The sequence below is a fragment of the Pedobacter hiemivivus genome (genome assembly GCF_005144565.1).
Lineage (GTDB): Bacteria > Bacteroidota > Bacteroidia > Sphingobacteriales > Sphingobacteriaceae > Pedobacter > Pedobacter hiemivivus.
In genome coordinates this window covers 342,096-364,082 of the sequence record NZ_SWDX01000001.1, presented here as the reverse complement: position 1 = coordinate 364,082, position 21,987 = coordinate 342,096, and the positions used below count along the sequence as shown (strand labels likewise).

The 21,987-nt window shown below is 49.4% G+C and carries 1 protein-coding gene (cut by a window edge); it reads right to left on the bottom strand.

Features of this window, described 5'->3' with window-relative positions:
• A protein-coding gene (locus FBD94_RS01335; RefSeq protein ID WP_136878822.1) for a Calx-beta domain-containing protein crosses the window boundary here: on the bottom strand, positions 1 to 21,987 show its 5' portion. 8,685 nt of this gene lie to the left of the window's left edge; the window shows 21,987 of its 30,672 coding nt (coding positions 1–21,987); the start codon lies at positions 21,985 to 21,987; its stop codon lies off the left edge, out of view.

Genomic DNA, 21,987 nt, shown 5'->3' with positions numbered 1-21,987 from the left:
TGTATAGCTGACGATAATGTTCTCATTCAATGTCAATCCTAAAGGCAAACTGATCCGGAAAGCACCGCTGGTACCAGGCTCTCCTGCATCTGTAGTTTTAAACACACTCAGCCTCAAGTTTGCAGGGATATTTTCCTCATCCGTAATATTTACGGTAGCATTGCCGCTGGCGGTATAGGTAAGACTGCCAGAGCTGCCCGCGGTTAAGGTCAGGATCACTGTTTCGGTAGCTTCAATGACCTTGTCATCGCTTACCGTTACCGGGATAGCTACGCTGTTCTGGCCGGCAGGGATTACAACCGAGCTTGCAATGCTAGTATAATCCGTACCATTTGTAGCCGTACCTGTGATGGTATAGCTTACCGCGATATCCTGTGCAGCAGTAATGCCTAAAGGAAGGCTGATGCTGAAGGCACCGTTAGTAGCAGGTTCTGCTGCATCTGCGGTATTAGCCACAGTCAGTGTTTTGCCTACAGTTGTATTTTCATCATCTGCGATGTTCAGGGTAGCAGTTGCGCTGCTGCCAGTTGCAGTAAAGACAAAACTTCCAGCTGTACCACCTGTCAGATTGAGGATCAGGGTTTCGGTCCCTTCAATAACCTGGTCATCGCTTACCGTTACAGGTACAGCCACGCTGTTTTGACCGGCAAGGATAGTGACCTGGGTAGTAAGGCTGGCGTAATCCGTACCGTTTACTGCAGTTCCGCCTATGGTGTAATTCACCGTAATATCCGTTGCTGCTGTAATGCCTAAAGGTAGGCTGATGCTGAACGCACCGTTAGTAGCAGGCTCTGCGGCATCTGTAGTCTTAGTCACCGTTAAAGTCCTATTCACCGAAGTATTGTCATCGTCAGCGATGTTCACAGTGGCACTGCCACTGGTTGCGCTGGCCGTAAAGACGAAGTTGGCTGAACTTCCACTGGTTAAGGTTAGAATAACCGTCTCGCTACTTTCAATAATCTGGTCGTTGGTTACCGTTACAGGCACAGCTACGCTGTTCTGACCTGCAGGGATCGTTACCGCGGTAGTAAGGGTAGCGTAATCCGTACCGTTTACTGCAGTTCCGCCTATGGTGTAATTCACCGTGATGGCTTCTGTTGCAGTAATTCCTGCAGGAAGGCTGATCCGGAAATCACCGTTTGTAAGCGGTTCCGCTGCCTCTGCAGTCCTGACAATGCTGAGGGTGTTACTTCCAGTCGTATTCTCGTCGTCTGCAATATTAACTGTAGCCGTTGCGGTGCTGCCTGCTGCAGTAAAGACAAAACTGCCGGCTGTACCGCCCGTTAAGGTCAGGATCACCGTTTCCGTGCCTTCAATGAGCTGGTCATTGCTTACTACTACAGGCACCGCGATGCTGTTCTGCCCGGCAGGGATCACTGCCGATAAAGCAATGGCCGTATAATCCGTACCGCTGGTTGCCGTACCTGTTATGGTATAATTTACCGTAATGTCCGCTGCTGCTGTTATGCCCGTAGGAAGGCTGATGCTAAAGGCACCATTAGTGCCTGGCTCTGCCCCCTCTGCGGTCTTAACCACAGTTAAGACCTTACTTGCCGTTGCATCTTCATCATCGGTAATGTTTACCGTTGCATTACCATCGGTTCCGCTTGGCGTAAAGGCGAAGTTGGCGGATGTACCCCCGGTTAAGGTCAGGATTATTGTTTCAGTTCCCTCAATAATTTTATCGTCGTTTACCGCTACAGCGATGGCCACACTGTTCTGGCCGAGAGGGATTACCGCCTGGGTAGTAAGGGTAGTGTAGTCTGTTCCGTTGATGGCAGTTCCGCCTATTGTATAGTTCACCGTGATGTCCTCTGATGCAGTGACTCCTAAAGGAAGACTGATGCTGAAGGCTCCACTGGTACCCGGCTCAGCCCCATCACTTGTTTTGGCAATGCTCAGTACACGGTTTGGTCCTGTGTTGTCGTCATCTGCAATGCTGACCGTGGCATTGCCGTTTGTAGCGCTGGCCGTGAATACGGAAGATCCGGATGTACCACCAGTCAGGGTAAGGGTTACCTCTTCGGTACCTTCGATGATCTGATCATTGGTAACTGTTACCGGTACGTTTACACCGTTGGTTCCGGCTACGATGGTAGCCACTCCCGTAAGTGAAGTATAATCGGTGTTGTTAGCCGCTGTACCTGTAATGGTGTAATTGACTGTTACATCCCCCAATGCGAGGACACCGACTGGCAAGCTAATATGGAAGGCACCATTAGTACCCGGCTCTGTTGCATCGCTGGTTTTCACAATGCTCAGCACCCGGTTTTCAGGAGTATTGTCGTCATCTCCAATAACCACCTCTGCTGTGCCTGCACTGCCTGTCGCTGCTGTAAAGGTAAAATGGGTTGATGTACCGCCGGTTAAGGTCAGTATCACTGTTTCATCCAGCTCGATTGCCTGGTCATTGATCACCTGTACTTCCACCGGAGCAGTATTCTGTCCGGCCGGGATCACGACCGTACCACCCAGGGCAGTATAATCCGTGCCCGTGCCAGCGGTTCCGCTGACCGTGTAATTTACCGTGATGTTCTCTGAAGCTGTGATATCTGCAGGCAGGCTTACCCTGAAGGTACCATTAAGACCAGGTTCTGCACCGTCTGTAGTTTTCACTACACTCAGCACCCGGTTGGTACCATTATTATCGTTATCTGTAAGATCTACTGTGGCAGTGCCATCTGTAGCGCTTGCCGTGAAGGCAAAGCTGGCAGAAGTACCGTTTGTTAAGGTCAGTATCACCGTCTCAGTATCTTCAATGATCTGGTCATCGGCTACCATTACCGGTATAGCCACATTGTTCTGGCCTGCAGGGATCACCACCGAAGTAGTCAGGGTGGTATAATCTGTGCCGTTCAGCGCAGTTCCGCTGATCGAATAATTGACCGTAACCGGTTCTGATGCCGTGATGCCCGTTGGCAGGCTTACACTAAATGCCCCTGCCGTACCCGGTTCTGCTGCATTTGTTGTTTTGGCTATACTCAGTATGCGGTTGGCAGGGATGTTGTCATTATCTGTGATGTTCATCGTAGCACTGCCGTTGGTACTGCTTGCGGTGAAGTTAAAGCTAGTCGAGGTGCCACCTGTTAAGGTCAGGATTACTGTTTCAGTATCTTCAATGAGCTGATCGTCAGTTACTGCTACATTGAAAGCCACATTGTTGCTGCCCGCTGGAAGCAATACCGTACCGCTCAGGGTGGTATAGTCTGTTCCGCTAAGCGCTGTACCGGCAACCGTGTAGTTTACTGTGATGTCCTCATTGGCTTTGACACCTGAAGGAAGGCTCACTGTAAATACGCCCGGAGTCCCTGGTTCCTGCGCATCGGTAGTTTTGACAATACTCAGTGTCTGGCTGGCTGGTGTGTTGTCATTATCTATGATAAATACTGTAGCGCTGCCATCAACAGGATCTGGCGTAAAGGTAAAGCTGGTTGAAGAAGCGTTAGTAATAGTAACGGTCACTGTCTCTGTGCCCTCGATAATAAGGTCATTTAACACAGTAGCACTTATGGGTACGCTAGAAGAGCCCGATCCAATGGTTCTGGTCCCAGTGAAATGTAACGAGTTCAGGGCATCATAGTCAGTGCCCAGTACCGCGGTACCACCTATTGTATAATTTATGGTTACGGTCTCCCCAACTGTGACACCCGGAGGAAAGAGTAGTCTGAATCCAAAAAGGCTGCTGCTACCTTCAGCCCCATCGCTCAAGCGTACCACCCTTACCCTGAGGTTCTCTGGAGTGTTGTCATCATCCATAATGTTTACAGTGGCAGAGGCGTTTGTTGCACTGGCCGTAAAGGCAGGGAAACCTGCTGATGTGCCACCAGTCACCGTCAGGACCACCGTTTCTGGATTCTCAATGATCTGGTCATCCAGTACATTAACTGGTATGCTTACACTGTTCTGGCCCGCAGGGATCACCACAGAAGTACCTATCGAGGTATAATCCGTACCGCTGCCCGCTGTCCCTGTCACTGTATAATTCACTGTCACATTTCCCGATGCTGTTACCCCTGCCGGAAGGCTGATAGCAAAGGCACCATGCGTGCCCGGCTCAGCCCCGTCAACAGTTTTGCTGGCGCTGATCACCCGGCCAGCAAGGGTATTGTCATTGTCTGTAATGTTGGCCGTAGCCGCACCATTGGTCAGGTGGCTGGTATAAGTAAAGCTACTGGAAACCCCGCCGGTTAAGGTTAGGATCACCGTCTCAGTATTTTCAATGAGCTGGTCATCTGTCACCGCAACCGGCACAGCTACCGCGTTCTGTCCTGCCGGAAGCAGTACCGTACCGCTTAAGGTGCTGTAATCTGCACCTGGTGTTGCCGTACCGCTGACGGTATAGTTCACCGTGATATCTGCTGCTGAGGTAACCCCCGGAGGCAGGCTAATACTGAAAGTCGCACCCGTTCCAGGCTCTGCCCCATGGGCAGTCTGGGCGATGCTCAACACCTGATTAAGGGCAGTGGCATCGTTATCAGTAATGTTCACCGTAGCTGTACCATTGCCGCTGGCTGCTGTAAAGGCACCCAAGCCTGAACTGCCCCCGATAAGGGTTAGCACCACGGTCTCTGTCGTTTCAATGATGCCGTCATTGTTTACCGGAACGGAAACCGTAACGCTGCCATTGCCTGCAAGAATGGTAGCTGTTCCACTCAGGGCCGTATAATCGGTACCACTGGTTGCTGTTCCACCTACTGTATAATTCACCGTCACATCCCCTGATGCAGTAACGCCTGCAGGAAGGCTGATCGTGAGCTGTCCGGCAGTTGCTGGTTCTGCACCGTCACCAGTATTGGCAACGCTCAGCACCCGGTTGTTGGCAGTGTTGTCATCATCTGCAATCGTTAGGGTTTCAGCACTGTTAGTTGGGTCCGCAGTATAAGTAAAGGTGTTCGCATCGCTGCCACTGATAAGTGTCAGAATCACCGTTTCGTCGCCTTCAATGACCTGGTCATCGTTCACCGTTACCGGCAGGGTCACGCTGTTGGCAAAGGCTGGCAAAGTAACCGTGTTCACTGAGGCTATGGTATAATCGGCAGTACCCGTTGCCGTACCCGTAAGGGCATACGTTACGGTGATGTTACTGGCTGCTACATACCCGGTCGGAAGGCTGATGGTAAAGGAACCGTTGGCAGATGGCTCTGCTGCATCGGTCTTCACTACGCTCAGCAGTTGGTTTCCTGTTGATGCATCATTATCTGTGATATCAATAGTGATCTGCTGCTGTGCAGGGTCAGGAGGGAAAATATAGGCATTTCCGCCGTTTATGGCGCTGCCGGAAAGGATGGTAAAGATCATCGTTTCAGTTGGCTCTATGATCTGATCATCCAGCACCGTCACAGGAACAGGTATGCTGTTCTGTCCGGCAGGAATGGTAAGGCTGCCCAACGACGCATAATCAAGGCCTGTCAATGCGGTACCTGACACAGTATAGCCAACTGTAATAGGGAATGCTGAGGTAGTAGCTCCTGCCAGTTTAATGGTAAACGTTGTGTTGCCAATCGGCTCGCTTGCATCCCCGCTTTTGATGACTTGAAGTGGCGTGCTGCCGGCTGCATTCACATCTATAATGTTCACAACGGCCCCGTTACTGGCCGCATCTACCGTAAAGTTGAAATTGGGAGAATTTGCACCCGTGAGGTTCAGAATCGCATCTTCAGGTCCTTCTATATTACTGTCATTCGGCGCAATTAAATCTATTACTACTGAATTGGCTCCGGCGGGTAATATGATATTGCCACCCGTTAATGGCGAAAGGATATAATCGGCTACATTGGTAGCCATACCGCCCATGGTAAACTGGATCACCACATCTTCAGAACTGGTCACCCCGGGCTGCAGGGAGATCTTGTATTGTCCGTGTGTAGAACCTTCTATCGCATCCGATACTTTGGTGAGCAGCACCACATTGCTGTTGCCCGCAAAGTCGTTGTCTGTAATGTTCACTGTTGCTGAGCCTGTACCTACCGTATAGGTATACCCATTGCTGCCGGTTCCTCCTGTAATGTTCAGGATCACCGTTTCAGCCGGTTCTATGATCGTGTTGTCCACCACGTTCACCGGAACAGTAACACTGTTCTGCCCCGCGGGGATCACAATAGTGCTCCCAATGGCCTGGTAATCCGTGCCACTGCTGGCCGTACTGCCCCCGTCAATGTTACAGGCAACCGTGATATCTGTAGCAGAAGTTACTCCCACCGGAAGGCTGACCGCAAAGCTACCATTGCCGCCCGGCTCCGCCGCATCCGTTGTTTTGATTACAGTCAGCACCTGGTTGGCACCGGTATTGTCCTCATCGGTCATGGTCACCGTTGCAGCACCATTGGTACTGCTGGCTGTATAGGCAAAGTTTGGGCTGCTGCCCCCACTCAGGGTCAGAATCACTGTTTCATCACCTTCAATGATCTGGTCATTGATCACGCTAACCGGCAGGGTAATGCTGTTCTGCCCGGCAGGGAAGGTCACACTGCCGCTCAGAGCCGTGTAATCCGCACCGCCAGTGGCTATACCACTGATGATGTAAGTGACATTGATGTTTTCTGATGGTGTAACACCCGCAGGGAGACTGATCGTGAACTGTCCGTTCGTGCCTGGTTCTGCCGCGTTGCCACTGTTAGCCACACTCAGCACCCGGTTAGCTGGCGTATTTTCGTTATCCGTAATATTTACTGTAGCTACTCCATTGGTGGTGCTGGCCGTAAAGGTCAGGCCACTGGCTGTACCGCCCGTAAGGGTCATGATCACCGTTTCGGTGTTTTCCACCAATTGGTCATCCAGCACCGGCACTGCTACCGCTACACTATTTTGTCCCGCAGGTAAGGTTACCGTGCCGCTCAATGCGGTATAATCGGTGCCCGGGATGGCTGTACCTGCGACAGTATAATTCACCGTTACATCCTGCGCCACACTATAGCCTGCTGGCAGACTGACCGTGAATCCGCCATTTGTACCCGGTTCTGCTCCGTCAAGACCTTTGCTCAGGCTCAGCACCTGGTTAGCAGCAATGTTATCATTGTCCAGGATATTGGCAGTTGCCGTGTTATTTGGTGTGGTCGCTGCTGTAAAGGCAAAGCTGGTAGAACTGCCAGCTGTTAGCGTTAAAGCTACCGTTTCTGTGCCCTCAATGATCTGATCATCGGTCACGTCCACAGGCAGTAGCACGCTGTTGGCTCCGGCTGCAAGGACCACACTGCCAGTTAAAGTACTGTAATCGGTACCATTGGCGGCGGTTCCGGCGAGAGTATAGTTCACTGTCACAGGCTCAGAAGAGCTGATCCCTGGTGGAAGGCTGATACGGAAGGCCGCATCTATTGCCGGTTCTTCCCCATCCACTATTTTCACTATGCTCAGCACATTATTGGCTAAAATATTGTCGTTATCTGTTATGTTCACCGTAGCATTGTCGTTGATAGCGCTGGCCACATACACGAAGCTGGCGGAGCTGCCGCCAGTAAGGGTGGCTATTACGGTCTCGGTTTGCTCGATCAGCTGGTCGTCTATAACATTTATCGGTAAGGCCACACTGTTCTGGCCTGCCGGAATGGTGGTGATACCGCTCAGCGAAGCATAGTCTATTCCATTGGTAGCTGTGCCAGTTACGGTATAGTTTACCGTAATGTTCTCTGAAGCCAGGATCCCTGTCGGAAGACTGATGCTGTAAGCGCCAGCAGTACCCGGTTCTGCCGCATCTGTGATTTTGGTGATGCTCAGCGTCCGGTTGGCCAGGGTATTGTCATTATCTGTGATGTTCAGGCTGGCAGTTCCATTGGTGGCATCTGCCGTAAAGGCAAAGCTGGTGGAAGTGCCCCCGGAGATGGTCAGGGCTACTGTTTCTGTATTTTCAATGAGCTGGTCATCGCTCACTACTATATTGATTGGAACACTATTCTGCCCTGCAGGCAACAATACGCTGCCGCTTAAAGTGCTATAATCGGTACCATTGATGGCCGTGCCCCCTATGGTATAGTTGACAGTGATGCCTGCTGAGGCCGTTACCCCAGCCGGTAAGCTTACGCTGAAGACGCCATCGGTAGCTGGCTCTGCCCCATCGCTTGTTTTTACAATGCTCAGTGCGCGGTTCAGCGCCGTGTCGTCATCGTCGGCAATGGTTACTGTCGCATTGCCACTGCTGGCGCTGGCCGTGAAGGCCGCGAAGCTGGCAGAAGTACCGCCGGTCACCGTTAGGATCACCGTTTCCGGGCTTTCAATGATCTGGTCATTACTTACTATTACCGCAACTGCAGCGTTGTTCTGCCCTGCAGGGATCACCGCGGTGCCGATCAAAGCGGTGTAGTCAGTGCCACTGGCTGCCGTTCCGCTTACGGTATAGCTAACCATAATGTCTTCCGATGCTGTTACACCTAAAGGCAGGCTGGCGCTGAAAACACCATTAGTGCCTGGCTCGGCACCATCTGTAGTTTTCACTACGCTGATCACCCGATTGGCCGCCGTATTGTCATCGTCCGAAATCGTTGCCGTAGCCGTTCCGCTGGTCGGGCTGGCCGTGAAGGCAAAGGAAGAAGATGTTCCATTTGTAAGGGTCAGCACCACGGTTTCTGCCTGCTCGATAACCAGGTCATTGAGCACCGTTACCGGAAGAGCAACAGTGTTCTGGCCCGCAGGGATCACGATTGAAGTGTTTAAGGTGCTGTAGTCGCCACCATTGGTAGCGCTGCCCGTTATATTGTAATTTACAGTAATGTTTTCTGAAGCGGTAACACCTGTCGGAAGGCTGATGCTGAAGGCCGCATTGGCTCCCGCCTCTGCTCCATCAGCTGTTTTTACAATACTCAGCACTGTGTTGGCCGCGGTATTGTCCTCATCGGTAATGTTTACCGTGGCACTGCCATTTACAGGGCTCGCCGTAAAGGCGAAGCTGGCAGAGCTGCCATCTGTGATCGTCAGCAGCACGGTTTCCAGTGGTTCCAGGATCTTATCATTAATCACTGTTACCGGGACCGGCACGCTATTCTGGCCTGCCGGGATAACCGCGGTACTGTTTATCGTTGTATAATCTGTTCCACTCGTAGCTGTTCCGGTGATGGTATAGTTTACTGTAATGGGCGCTGAAGCCGTTACACCTGCCGGAAGGCTGATGCTGAAGGCTCCGCTGACGGCAGGTTCTGCCGCGTCAGCTGTTTTGACAACACTTAGCACCTTGTTCACCAATGTACTCTCATCATCGGCAATGTTCACCGTCGCGCTGCCGCTGCCACTGCTGGCAGCAAAGCTAAAGCTGGCAGAACTGCCGCCTGTAAGGGTCAGCACCACCGTCTCGGTAGACTCGATGACCAGGTCATCGGCTACCGTTACCGCAACGTTCACACTGTTCTGACCAGCGGGGATAACCGCTGTTGCAGCAAGAGCCGTGTAATCTGTACCACTAATCGCAGTTCCTGCCACATTGTAGCTTACAGTAATGTTTTCTGATACGGTAATACCTGCAGGCAAGGCGATTCTAAATGAGCCATTTACGGCAGGTTCTGATCCGTTGCCGGTATTAGTTACGCTAAGGATACGATTAGCCGCAGTATTGTCGTCATCGGCAATGTTCACTGTTGCAGTACCATTTGTGGCACTTGCGGTAAAGGCAAAACTTGTAGAACTGCCGCTGGTTACCGTAAGTATCACCGTTTCGGCGCCTTCTATGATCTGGTCATTGCTTACTGTTACCGGAATTGATATACCGTTCTGTCCGGCAGGAATTGTAGCGGTACTGTTGATCGTGCTATAATCTATTCCGCCAGTAGCTGTGCCGGTTATGGCATAGTTCACCGTAATGTCCTCTGAGGCAGTGATGCCTGCAGGAAGACCGATGCTGAAGGCCCCATTTGTTGAAGGTTCGGTTCCGTCGGCTGTTTTAGAAACACTCAGCACGTTGCTTGTGGTCGTATTGTCTTCATCCAGGATGTTCACCGTGCCGCTGGCCGAGGTCGTGCTGGCCGTAAAGGCAAAAGAGGTGGAAGTACCACCGGTGCTGGTTACCATTACGGTTTCCGGAATCTCAATAATATTGTCGTTAGTGACCGTTACAGGAACACTAACCCCGTTCTGGCCCGCAGGGATCAGGACTGTTCCACTAAGGGTAACATAATCCGTTCCCGCAGTAGCTGTTCCGCTGATGGTATAAGTGGCGGTAATGTCTTCTACCGCTGTTACCCCTGCAGGAAGGCTGATCGTAAACGAGCCATCGGTTGCAGGCTCTGATCCGTCAACCGGGCCGCTAATCGCCAGCACAGTCCGGGCCGGGTTATTGCGGTCATTGTCAAGGATGTTCAGGCTGGAAGCGCCGAGGGTGCTGCTCACCGTATACTGGCTACTGCTGGTATTACCAATACCTCCAGTTAAGGTAACGATGGCGCCTTCTGTGGTTTCGATCACTGAGTCGTCGATAACGGGAAGCGTTAAAGTAACGCTGTTACTGCCTAGCGGCAGTACAATAATGCCGCTCAGCGTGGTATAATCTGTGCCGTTTATGGCCAGACCTGATACTGTATAATTGATGTTTACATCTTCTGTGGCGGTAAGTCCTGGTGGCAGACCGATACTGAAGGTACCGTTCTGGGTGCCTTCTGTTCCGTCCTGTATTTTCTGGATGTTCAGGATCTGGTTGGCTGTAGTTACCCCACCGAATACAGAGAAGCTCTGTATACCGCTAAATTCCACAAAGTCCACTCCGTCTACCTGTCCGGTATTGCTTGGGTTAAGCTGGGTCATGCCCGCCAACCCTTCAGGGGCCAGTGCGGCAAGGGCAGCAGTAATATTACCGCTACGCTTGAACCAGGTCCAGGTCTGCCCGCCGGTTACCCCCCGCGCTGTAAGCGCGGCTTCTGCATCACCTTTTTCAGCTGGGTTCCATAAGAAACGCAGGGTTACCCCCCCATTTACCGTTAGCGGAGCACCGATATAGCTGATCTGCAGCAAACGGCGCATCAGCTGGGTACCATAGTCATTACCGGCACTGGCTTTGCCCAGTTCGGTGTTCATATTTTTGTTTACAGAAATGTTCACATTGAAATCTGCCGGGTTGATCGTATTGCCGTTAGGATCGATCGAGGCAATGTACTTATCCGGATCAGCCGGGTCTTTGATGTACAGGATGCCGTCTTCTGCATAGATACAGGCGCTGCCACCGGTAGCTGCTGTATTGTCGGCAACCAGTGTGGCCACCGGTGCAACCACATTACGGGTCACAAGGGTGAACACGGCACCGTTTGCCAATGCAGTTACGTTGTCAAAGCTTACTTTGTCCCCTGCTAAAGAGCTGGCCGTGATCAGCGTATAATCTGCTGCTGAAAGACCGGAAAAATTACCGCTTCCTGTTTTATCGATCATTAGCGCGTAATGTGCTGTAGCCGTGCCATAGCGGGTGATCCCCGTTAGGTCAAACTCCAGGTCTACCGCCTGTGTGCTGTTGTCGAAGTTGGTGGCCTGTACTTTCCATTCGCGGTCAAGCCGCTCCAGGATACATCCCGGAAGGTCTACCGCAGTAGCTGCTACCGTGCCGCTGGTGTTGCTGCCCCAAAGGAAGTAATTCCTATCCCCGGAGAAGGTTCCACCGTTGGATACATTGTCCACCGCGATACTGCCTAACCCCATGGTTAAGATAGCACCGGTATTGATGCTCCGTGATTGTTTCTGGTTCAACTCTTCCACATTATCCCTTCCGATACCAGCAATATTTTTATTGTAAAGGCCATTAATGGCAGCCTCCCATATTTTTGTTGTGCCATCTGTGGCCAGGTAGTCCTGCGCTGTGGTTTGGTCAAGAGTAACCCCGTACTTGATACCCAGATAGGACTCAACCTGACGCGCCTGTGTAGCAGTGAGGGCAGACTTGTAAACGATCACCTCGGGAATCTTGCCGTTAAAGATACGGTAGTCGTACGCTGCTTCTGTAGTGCGACCGCCTACCTCAAAAAAGGAACCGTCGCCCGTGTTAATACAGGCTGCTGCGATAGGTCCTTGCCTGCCATTCAGCCAGACGCTTCCCCCCAAACTATTGTTGGCATTTATATAAAGACCTCTGGCTATTAATGGCACAACAGCTGATGGTGTGATGATTCCGTTAACACATCCGTTGCCATCAAGCCCATATGCTCCTGCAGCCAAATTCAGAAGCCCTCTGCCGGATTTGCTCCCCACCCAGTCCCCATTAGAAGCAAAGATGCCGGCTATATCGGTGAAAGTGCCTTCACGTGCATTCACACTAAATATTGACAGCGCAGCTGTTGTATTCCAGGCAAGGCCGGCAGCACCTTTAAGTGATCTTCCTGATGCCCCGGAGAAATCCACAGCGGGGTTAAAGTTAATGCCAACCGGTACGTTAATAATACCAGCAGACGGTGCGATAACATCGGTATGAGCTGGAAGAGCTGCCCGCAGCTCTGTAGTTATAAGGCCGCTGCCACTCTGGTCTATCCATTGCTCAACCTGATCGCTTCCGTTCCGCTGCAGACCAGCATCTGCCTTAACCCACAGGGAGCTTCCTATTACTCCTCCTGGTGCTTTTACCAGGGCAGCAAAAGTAAAATATTGTCCATTGCTCAGATCAGCATTGGCAGTATAATGGACAAGCCCGTTGATATCAGTTTCGCCCATCGCAATAAACTGGTCACTGCTATCGAAAGTTGCATCTGTACTCACTACAAGATAAGTTGATGCGATATTGGTCGCTATCAGGTCTTTTTGAATAGCAACCTGCGCTTCGCCTACTGCGCCTGTCTCCTGTACTTTCCAGGATCTCAGCATACGGTAATTCACCTCAGTCCTGCCTGATAAAGCGGTAGTAAATGTAGTAGCCCCACCATCATCTCCCCATACCAGGTAAGACTTATCTGCAGTAAAGGCATTGTTGTTAGAAAGATTATCTGTTACAACGCCCCCAAGACCAATGATTGGCTGGAAACCTGTGTTGATCGTACGAGACTGTTTCTGGCTGAGTCCTTCCACATCATCGCGGCCGATACCGGCTATGTTATTTTTATGTGTCGCATTACTGGCGGCAGTCCATACGGATGTAGTACCATCAGTAGCCAGGTAGTCTGTTGCGCCATTGTTTAGCGTGATGCCGTACTTAAGCGAAAGGTAAGTATTGATACGTTGTTGTTCGGTCGCATTCAGCGCGTTCGTATAGACGATCAGTTCGCCTAAGCGTCCATTATAACTGTCTGCTACCCTGAACGGAAGATTATTACCGGTAAATGTGCCGGTTAAATTTCCGGTTGCCACACTCGCACCATTCTTAAATATCACCTGTCGGTTAGTGGCCAATGCAGTATTGCTGGTGCCTGCCCATAGGTTGATCTGGTTATTGATATTTCCAGCTGCGTAAGTAAGACGATTAGGAGTAAGCGGCGCATCCCAGTAAACGGTGTTATCGCCCCAGGTTGCATGAAGGTTGAAGTGGGAAGCGTTGGCGGTTAACTCGTTAAATATGGATGCATTCGTCGGCGCAGTCTGACTGCTCACAGCAAATACAGCTGCACCTGTGTACGTAGCGCTCTTTAATAACGAAGAACCGGAGAGAAAGCGCGTAGTACCGGATTTTACAACAGGGTTAAAGTTGATGTTTTCCGCTGCGTTCCGCACATAGAAAGGCTGCAATGCAAGTGTTGGCTGCGTCGCGTTATTCAGATCGGAGGCGTAATCGGTCCAGCCATTGATTGCTGTATTATCAGCAGTACTCGAAGTACCCGCATCTGCACGTAACCAGAGTGCTGTACCCAATACACCACCAGGGGCTTTTATAGAGGAGCCAAAACTGAAGTACTGTCCATCAGTTACATCAGCCATCGCAGCATAATGTTTCTTTCCGTTCAGCAATATTTCGGTAAGCAGAATAAATTGATCTGTTCCATCAATTGTAGCGTCATTACTAACAATCAGGTAGGTTTCTTTGGTATTGGGCAGGGCATCATACGGCAGGGCAAATTGCACACTGCCCACAGTTCCGCTTTCCTGTACTTTCCACACCCTCGACATGCGGTAATTCGCTGTAGTGTGACCTGTTAAAGGAGTTTTGAATAAAGTAGACGCAGCATCATCACTCCAGATGAGGTATGATTTATTCGACGCAAATAAGTTCGCATTTGTGATGTTATTCTCCGCCAGGCCTCCTATACCGATTGCCACCTGCATACCTGCATTTATACTGCGGGACTGTTTCTGGTTCAGGTCTTCCGCATCATCGCGGCCAATACCCGTAACGTTATTTTTATAACTGCTGTTTACCGCTGCATCCCAGATTTTAGTCCCATCGGTAGCAAGGTAATCCGTAGCACCGTTATTCAGTGTAATGCCATACTTAATGGCTAGATAGGTATTAACACGCTGCTCCTCGGTTGCGGTCAATGCATTGGTATATACGATCAGGTCTCCCATACGGCCATTATAAGGAGTAGTAGTGGGACCGTTTCTACCTAAAAGGAAAGGACTGTTAGTGCCGGTAAAGTTGTTGGCAATATTCCCGACAGCGACGCTTTTACCATCTCTGTAAATAACTTGCCGGTTGGCAGCAAGCAATGCATTGCTTGTGGTTGTCCAGAGAATTGTCTGATTACTAACTCCTCCTGTGTTGTAAGATGCCCTGCTCGTTGCAGGCGCATCCCAGTAAACGACATTATCGGACCAGGTGGCATGCAGGGTGAATGTGTTGGCCGTGGCGCCGGTGATAGCAGGCTCAGTGAAAATAACAGATGCGGTGGCAGCTGTCTGGTTACTTACCAGAAAAGCAGCGGCAGCATTATAAGTACCTGCTTTAAGTATCGAACCACTCGTCATTCCTGAATTAACCCCATCAAATTTGACTATTGGGTTAAAATTGATGTTGTCCGTTGCATTGCTCATGTACAGCGGCTGATTGGCCGCTGTAGCCTGGGTTGGGTTATTCGGCTCCGGGCCATAGTTCATCCAGGCATTAATTGCCGTATTATCGATAGTACTTGAAGTATTGGCATCTGCCCTTAACCAAATAGAACTGCCCAATACACCACCGGGGGCTTTCACTACCGCACCAATCGTAAAGTAAGCACCAGTCGGCAGCAGACTGCTGTTAAGGGTAATGCTGTTGCCATTGAAAGGCAGTATCGTGTTAATATTTGCCGAAGAAAAAGCCGGATCTGTATGGCTGATGATCAGGAATTTTGAAGTGCCCGTAATTTCTGCCACCATGGTGATGTTCTGATCGGCCCAACCCGTTTTCTGAACTTTCCATACACGTGACATTCTTCTGGTCACATCGGTATTTAACGGAGTACTCATAGCCGAACCAAAGCTGGTGGCTAAATCGTTATCCCCAAATACTAAAAATGATTTGTCATTGGTAATCGTAGTTGCGTTTGATTCATTGGTAAGCGCTACTGCTGATCCTTGTGCCAACGTGATGAAACCAGCATCAGCATTTAAGGACTGTTTCGTATTGAGGCTGGTTTTATCGTCACGAGCGATACCGGTAATGCGTTTATTATAAATGCCATTGGCAGCCGCAGTCCAATACACAGCGTTGTCTGAAGCAAGATAATCCGTCGGCGTACTTTGGTCTAGCGTGACACCATGTTTCAAGGCAAGGTAAGAAGAGACGGCTTGCCGTTCCACATCACTCAGCACCCGATTATAAGCCACTACCTCCGCTATATTACCCATCCAGTAGAATGCACGGGAACCGATTGTTCTTGAACCTATAGAGATAAAATTGGCAGTTGCCGGACTGATGGTGTTACTGCCCTGAGCCTCCTGTTTATTGTTACCGTATAGCCTGAAGCCGGTGGCTGTATTGGTTTGTGTAGCCCCGAAAATATAAGGTCTGTTCTCTATGAAACTGCTTGTGGAAGAGGCTGACTGAATAACTACTCCATTGTTCTCCAGGTAGTCCAGCTTAGCTGTGTTGTTGATCCTGAATTCCATTCCCTGGTTGCTGTTCAATGCACCGGAACCTATCAGATCCCTGTAAGTGGCATATCCCGTTCCTGCCCCTACTGCAAACACCGTGGAATTGGCCGGGTCGATCCTCGCTGTGTTGATGTCTAGGAAATCATCTGTCCCATCCAGTTTAAAAGTATAATTAAAGTTAACGCCGCGTGCATCGGTAATAGGTTGACTGGCTACGGTAGGTTGCAGGGCGACATTGCCCATACCTGAGAAATCGTTCCACTGCTTACTATCCGAAATCCCATCATCTGCCCGAAGCCATAGCGTAATACCATTGTTTACCCCATTCGGGCCCTCGATCGTACTGGCGAAACTGAAATAAGCGCCGTCAGGCAACAAGTCGCTATTAATAGTAATAGTACCATCAGCTGCTAGTGGGTAGACATTGTCGCCCGCTGCAAAAGACGGATCACTGCTTACGATCAGATAAGTTTTTTTAATTCCTGTACCTGACAATTTCAATGTAATATTTTGAGATGACCAGTTGGTTTTGTCTACCTTCCAGATGCGAGACATCACCCTATTCACTCCGGTAAAACCTGTTAAATTGGCACTGTAATCAGTAAGGCCACCGTTATCTCCAAATGTCAGGAAAGATTTATCGGCAGGAATCGCTGTAGCATTGGCATCATTGCTTGCTGCAATTGAATTGCCCGCTGCAAGGGTAACCATTCCATTTTCTGTACTTACAGATTGTTTCTGATTTAATGTGGAATAATCATCACGACCAATTCCGGTAATTCGTTTAGCATAACCTGCGTTATCCGCAGCATTCCACATGATGGCACTACCATCGCCTGAGGTATAATTGGTGGCTACAGTTTGATCCAGGCTGATGCCATATTTCAGACCAAGGTAAGATTCCACCCGGTTAATTTCTACAGCGTCAAGTTTCCGGTTGTATACGATCACTTCAGACATGGTACCGTTTATCCCTTCAACACCTGAAATGTATCCACCTACACCAAAATCCTGGGTGTAGCCGATGGTATTAAAGTCCATATTTGGTTCGAAAGCTGCTGCAGCATCTTTACGCAATTGCAGTCCCCCATTGGTACCACCACCCCACACATAGCCCGATAAATGGGTTTGATTAAGGGTAAGCGTTTGATTTCCGCCCGGGAAAAATGGATTTGGAGTTGATCCGTTTTTCCATAATCCCATGCTATTATTTAAACGCCCAAGATGTGGATCGTCTGCGTCAAAGTCTACCGGACTGTCATAACCGGCAAAATCCCTGTATTTAGAAATAAAGAAGACTGTTCCATCGCTTACTGCGCTGGTCAATACCTGCGCGTCAGACTCAAATACATCATCTCCGTCAAAGTCGACAGTTGGATTGAAGTTACTGGAAGCGTCTGTTGTACCCAGCTTAGCTAAGCGAGCCGCAACGGTTTGAGCCACGTTCAGTCCGGTCCCACTTCTATCCTTCCAAGCCAAGCCGTTTGTAATTGCCTGCAATCCTGTTTTAGCATCTAACCAAACACGAATTCCGTTATTTACGCCCGCAGGGCCTTTAAGATCTGTACCGAAAGTAAAATAAGCAGCATCTGAAAGCTGACTGCTGTTTAAAGTTACCTGTCCATTCACCAGTGGTAATACAACAGAACCGGCACCAAATGCTTCGTTGCTGTTGATAATCATATATTTCGGACTGGATGTAGCGGTAGTATCCACTTTTATAGTGATGTTCTGATCTGTCCAGCCAGTTTTTTGGACTTTCCATATCCGTCCCAGGCGCACTGTTGAAGGAGTAGCACTAGTTGAAGTTGTAAAAGCAGTGGCACCATCATTATCAGCGAAAACAAAGAAGGATTTATCGTTGGTAATGCCAACTGTGTTTGCCCCGTTTGAGGCAGCAACAGTAGTTCCAAGTGCAATGGTCACTAAACCGCCATCCTGGCTTATAGATTGTTTTTGGTTCAGGGTACCGTTTTCATCACGGCCAATACCGGTGATACGTTTGCCGTAGCCGACATTCTGCGTGGCTGTCCACATTCTGGTACTGCCATCACTGGCGATATAATCAGTAGCGGCGCCGGCAGGACTCAGCATGGTCAATCCATATTTGAGCGACAAATAACTGTTTACCTGGATGCGTTCTCCATCTGTAAGCTTTCTGTCATAAAATACAACTTCCGAAATACGACCATTGAAGATAGAACCATGTCCCGCACCGACAGCTGTATTAGAACCCCCGCCTCTGGAAAAATTAACTGTAAGCGCTGTACTGCTGCCTACCGTTTTTCCGTCAAAATTCAATGCCCAATTATTAGGAGCACTCCAATTATTTAACAGGTGAGGCAGCTGCATATTGAGCGTGCCTAAGGCAAAGCCCGGCCGCGTACTAATTCCAAAATGGGTGTAATGCTGTGCACTACTATAATGATAAAATGTTGTGGCAAGCGTAGTAGGGTCGCCTCCGAATTCAAATGGGAAGCTGGCCGTTGTTGAAGTAGCAGGCAGGTTAGAATACTGCACGGAGAATATTTCTCCCTGGGTTAACCCATCCGTGATCTTGTTTACCTGAAACCAGTTGTCATTGAGGAAATTGACACCCGGATTATAGTTAATAGATGCCTTTTCCCAAGCGAGCGGGATGGTATTTGCAGGAAGCCACATTCTTGGCACCGGAGCCTGGTCTGTCCACTGTACCGCAATACTTGGGTTAACCGTAGAAACTCCTTCGTCGGCTTTTACCCATGCCTGTAATCCTGCCAGTACCCCCCCCGGCTGTTTTTGTACACTGCCGAAAGTGAAGTAGCTGCCATTAGGCAAGTCTGAGCCTTTTATAGTCACTGCACCATCAGTATTGAGGCGCAGGGTCTTGTTAACCGTGGCGAACGTAGGATCCGTGCTGATCAGCAGGTATTTACTCTCGCTTCCACCTTGTAAACGCAAAGTGATGTCCTGTGTATTGTCCCAGTTTGCATTCTGTTGTGCACGCCATACCCGGTTCATTCTCGCAGTAGCAGTTGATCCGGTAACGGCAGTGGAATAGGTAACGGCCAGACCATCATCAGCCAAAGCAAAAAATGCCTTGTCATTGGTAAAAACAGTTGTGTTTAATGCATTAGCCGTAGCAACTGTTCCGCCCAACGCAACGGTCACTAATCCCAGATCTATATTGAGGGATTGCTTTTGTTGAAGTACAGAGAGGTCATCACGGCCAATACCAGTTATACGATTTTTATAGACCGGATCAGCTGTCCACATTGGTGTAGCTCCGTCACTGGTCAGGTAACTTGTAGGTGTGGCCTGATCCAGGGTGGTACCATATTTAATGGCCAGGTAGGATTCTATTTTCTGACGGTCTAAAGCAGTCAGCGCTGTGATGTCTTTATAAATAATAATCTCCGGAATATTGCCATGGTAATAAGCAGAGCCATGCCATACTCCTAAATTGGAAGCATAGTTACCGCCGCTATAGCCGGTGTAATCGCGAACAACATTGCTGTTGGCAATATTTGTCCGGTCGCGGTAAACGTTCATACTCGCAAGAGTCTTGGTATAACTCCATATATTGGTCTTGTTCAAATCACTTCCCCAGGCTGCAGTAAGTCTCCAGCCATAAGGCGCATCGAAATAAGCAGTTGAATTGGTGAAAGAAGTAGCAGTTACCACGGGATAGCCATTCGTTGTCATCTGATCAAACAAAGCTCCTCCATTCATGGCACTGGTTGTTGATGCGCTGAATATGGCGAAGTTATTCATGTTACCGGCACCCAATACAGAGCTTGTCGGATCTACTGCATTTCCTTTACCAAAGAACTGGGGAGCCACAAATGTAGCTGTGGGGTTAAAGTTCATCCCTGTAGACTGGACAGTAGGCTGATTGGCTACCGAAGGCTGGGGGATGTTGATGTTATTCCCACTGAAGTCGTTCCACTGGGCCCTACTTAAGCCATAATCTGCACGGTACCAGCCTCCGATTCCGGTACTGACACCTCCTGGTCCCAGGATTGCAATTGCCCTGGATTCACTGAATTCCGAAGTACCTTTAACAGAAGTGATCGTCGCAGTCCAGAAGCCTCCAGGAGCACCTGCAAAAGCCACCGGGTAAACAGTTGTATTGCCTTTGGCCACATTGTTAAAAGTGGCGACTAGCTGGCGGCCGCTATAGAGCAAGGTACCGACCTCATTGGCGAATAGCTCAACGGTATAAGTAGTCCCGGCAATATCTGTTGCGATATTCGGCACAGTAATGCTGACATTATAGGTGCCGATACCCGCAATCACGGATGAATTGATCACCGGTCGGTTGGCCCCTTTATAATTTCCATTGGCAGCCGCTCCAATGAGAATCCCATTGGTAACGTTATTGTATATGCTGTTGCCGGTAATGACCGTGCCCTGCGTGTTATCGTTGGCATTAATGAGCACACCTTCACCTTTGTTAGCATATATCTTATTGCCGGTGATGCTTATATTCCTCGTGCCGCTGGCACCCGCATGAATCCAAATGCCGTGGAGGGCACCGTCCCGTATCGTATTTCCCGTTATATCCAACTGTGTCGTTGCATGTACATTATTGATCACAATACCTGCCCTGCCGAATTTTTCAATAATATTATTAGTGAACTTTACATTGGATTTGGGAAAGGTTCCACCAAACTCGATTCCATCGCTCTGTGCCCCCACCGTATTACTGATAATGGAATTTTTCAGTTCAAAGGTGTTTACAGCTCCAGCTATGGTCATCCCTTCCGCCACGTCGTCTATAATCAGGTTATCCACCACCACATTCGTAAGACCATTGGCGACGGCGATTCCGCTGTTCAGCGTATGCATAATGCTCACCTTCGTCAGGTTCGCATTGGTCAGTAAGGCATCGAAAACAAGACCAGTAGCTACTTTATCCGTTAGCTCACCTCCTAATTTCACATCCGTCATGCTGAGGCCTGTTGCAGCGCCCACAAATCGTACGCAACCGTTAGCTCCATTATGCGCTGTGACCGCGTTGGTAAAATCCGAGGAAGTGATGGTAATATCCTGTGCTGTGGCATTGAAACGAAGACTAAAAAGACCGCACTGCAAGACCTTTGTGTTGTGGATCAAAAGATTCTTTACCGTTCCCACAAACTCTAACCCATATTCTGCTTCGGGGTTACCTGCAACAGATGGCGACCCAAGATGAAGATAGGAATTCTGAATTTTAACATTCTCCGTTACTCCGGCCACCCGGAATGCAAATCCCGTTCCATTGGTCCAATCCTTAAAATTGATGTTGTCGAAGGTCGCATTTTTAAGGCTGCCCAGTACCTGGATCCCATTCGCCAAAGGCGATAGTTCAACATTCCTGATTAACGCAGTATCCAGCGAAGCAGTCCCCAGGAATTCCATGAACATCGCCCCGGTGGCCACGCCACCTGAGTTCCGTCCGCCTACCTTTACATTTTCTATGGTCAAGGCTTCATGCCGGCCAGCCTGAAACGCAAAAGCACGGCCATGTGCGGCCGTAGTGGCCATTATTTCCAGCCCGATATCCGAAGTAATATTCCGGATGGTTAAATGTTTGGAAGCCCCGGTTATCAGAACGATATTATTTAACAGATCCGCTGCAGTACCAGTTGTATTCACCTTCAGCCCGTCAAGGGTCACGCCTTGTGTATTGGCATTTACCATTACACCCGCCCCTCTGGTATTGAGCAGTTCGAAGTTTTTGATGGTAACAAAATTGGAATTGATTGTAAAGAAGTATAGTGCGGCGCCATTATTGGCGTTGATTGAAACTTTATTTTCTCCATCGATGTTCAAATTTGCAACGGTTATCGTCGGCAAATTGCTGGCAATATTGATAGTGCCATAAACATTGAAAACGATACTGTGTGGGCCTGTACCTGCTGCGTTTACGTCAATTATTGCCTGACGCAGTGATCCGAGGCCGGAATCGTTAGTGTTTGTAACCGGGAAACTGGCCCCGTAGCTTACCTGGTTTACGAAGCTGAAAAATACCAGCACCATAAAAAAGATGCTTTTACAAAAAAATGTTTTATTTGAAGATAAACGCTTATGAAACTTCGGACTGTTTAACCACTGTTTAGGTAAGTTTCTTTTCAT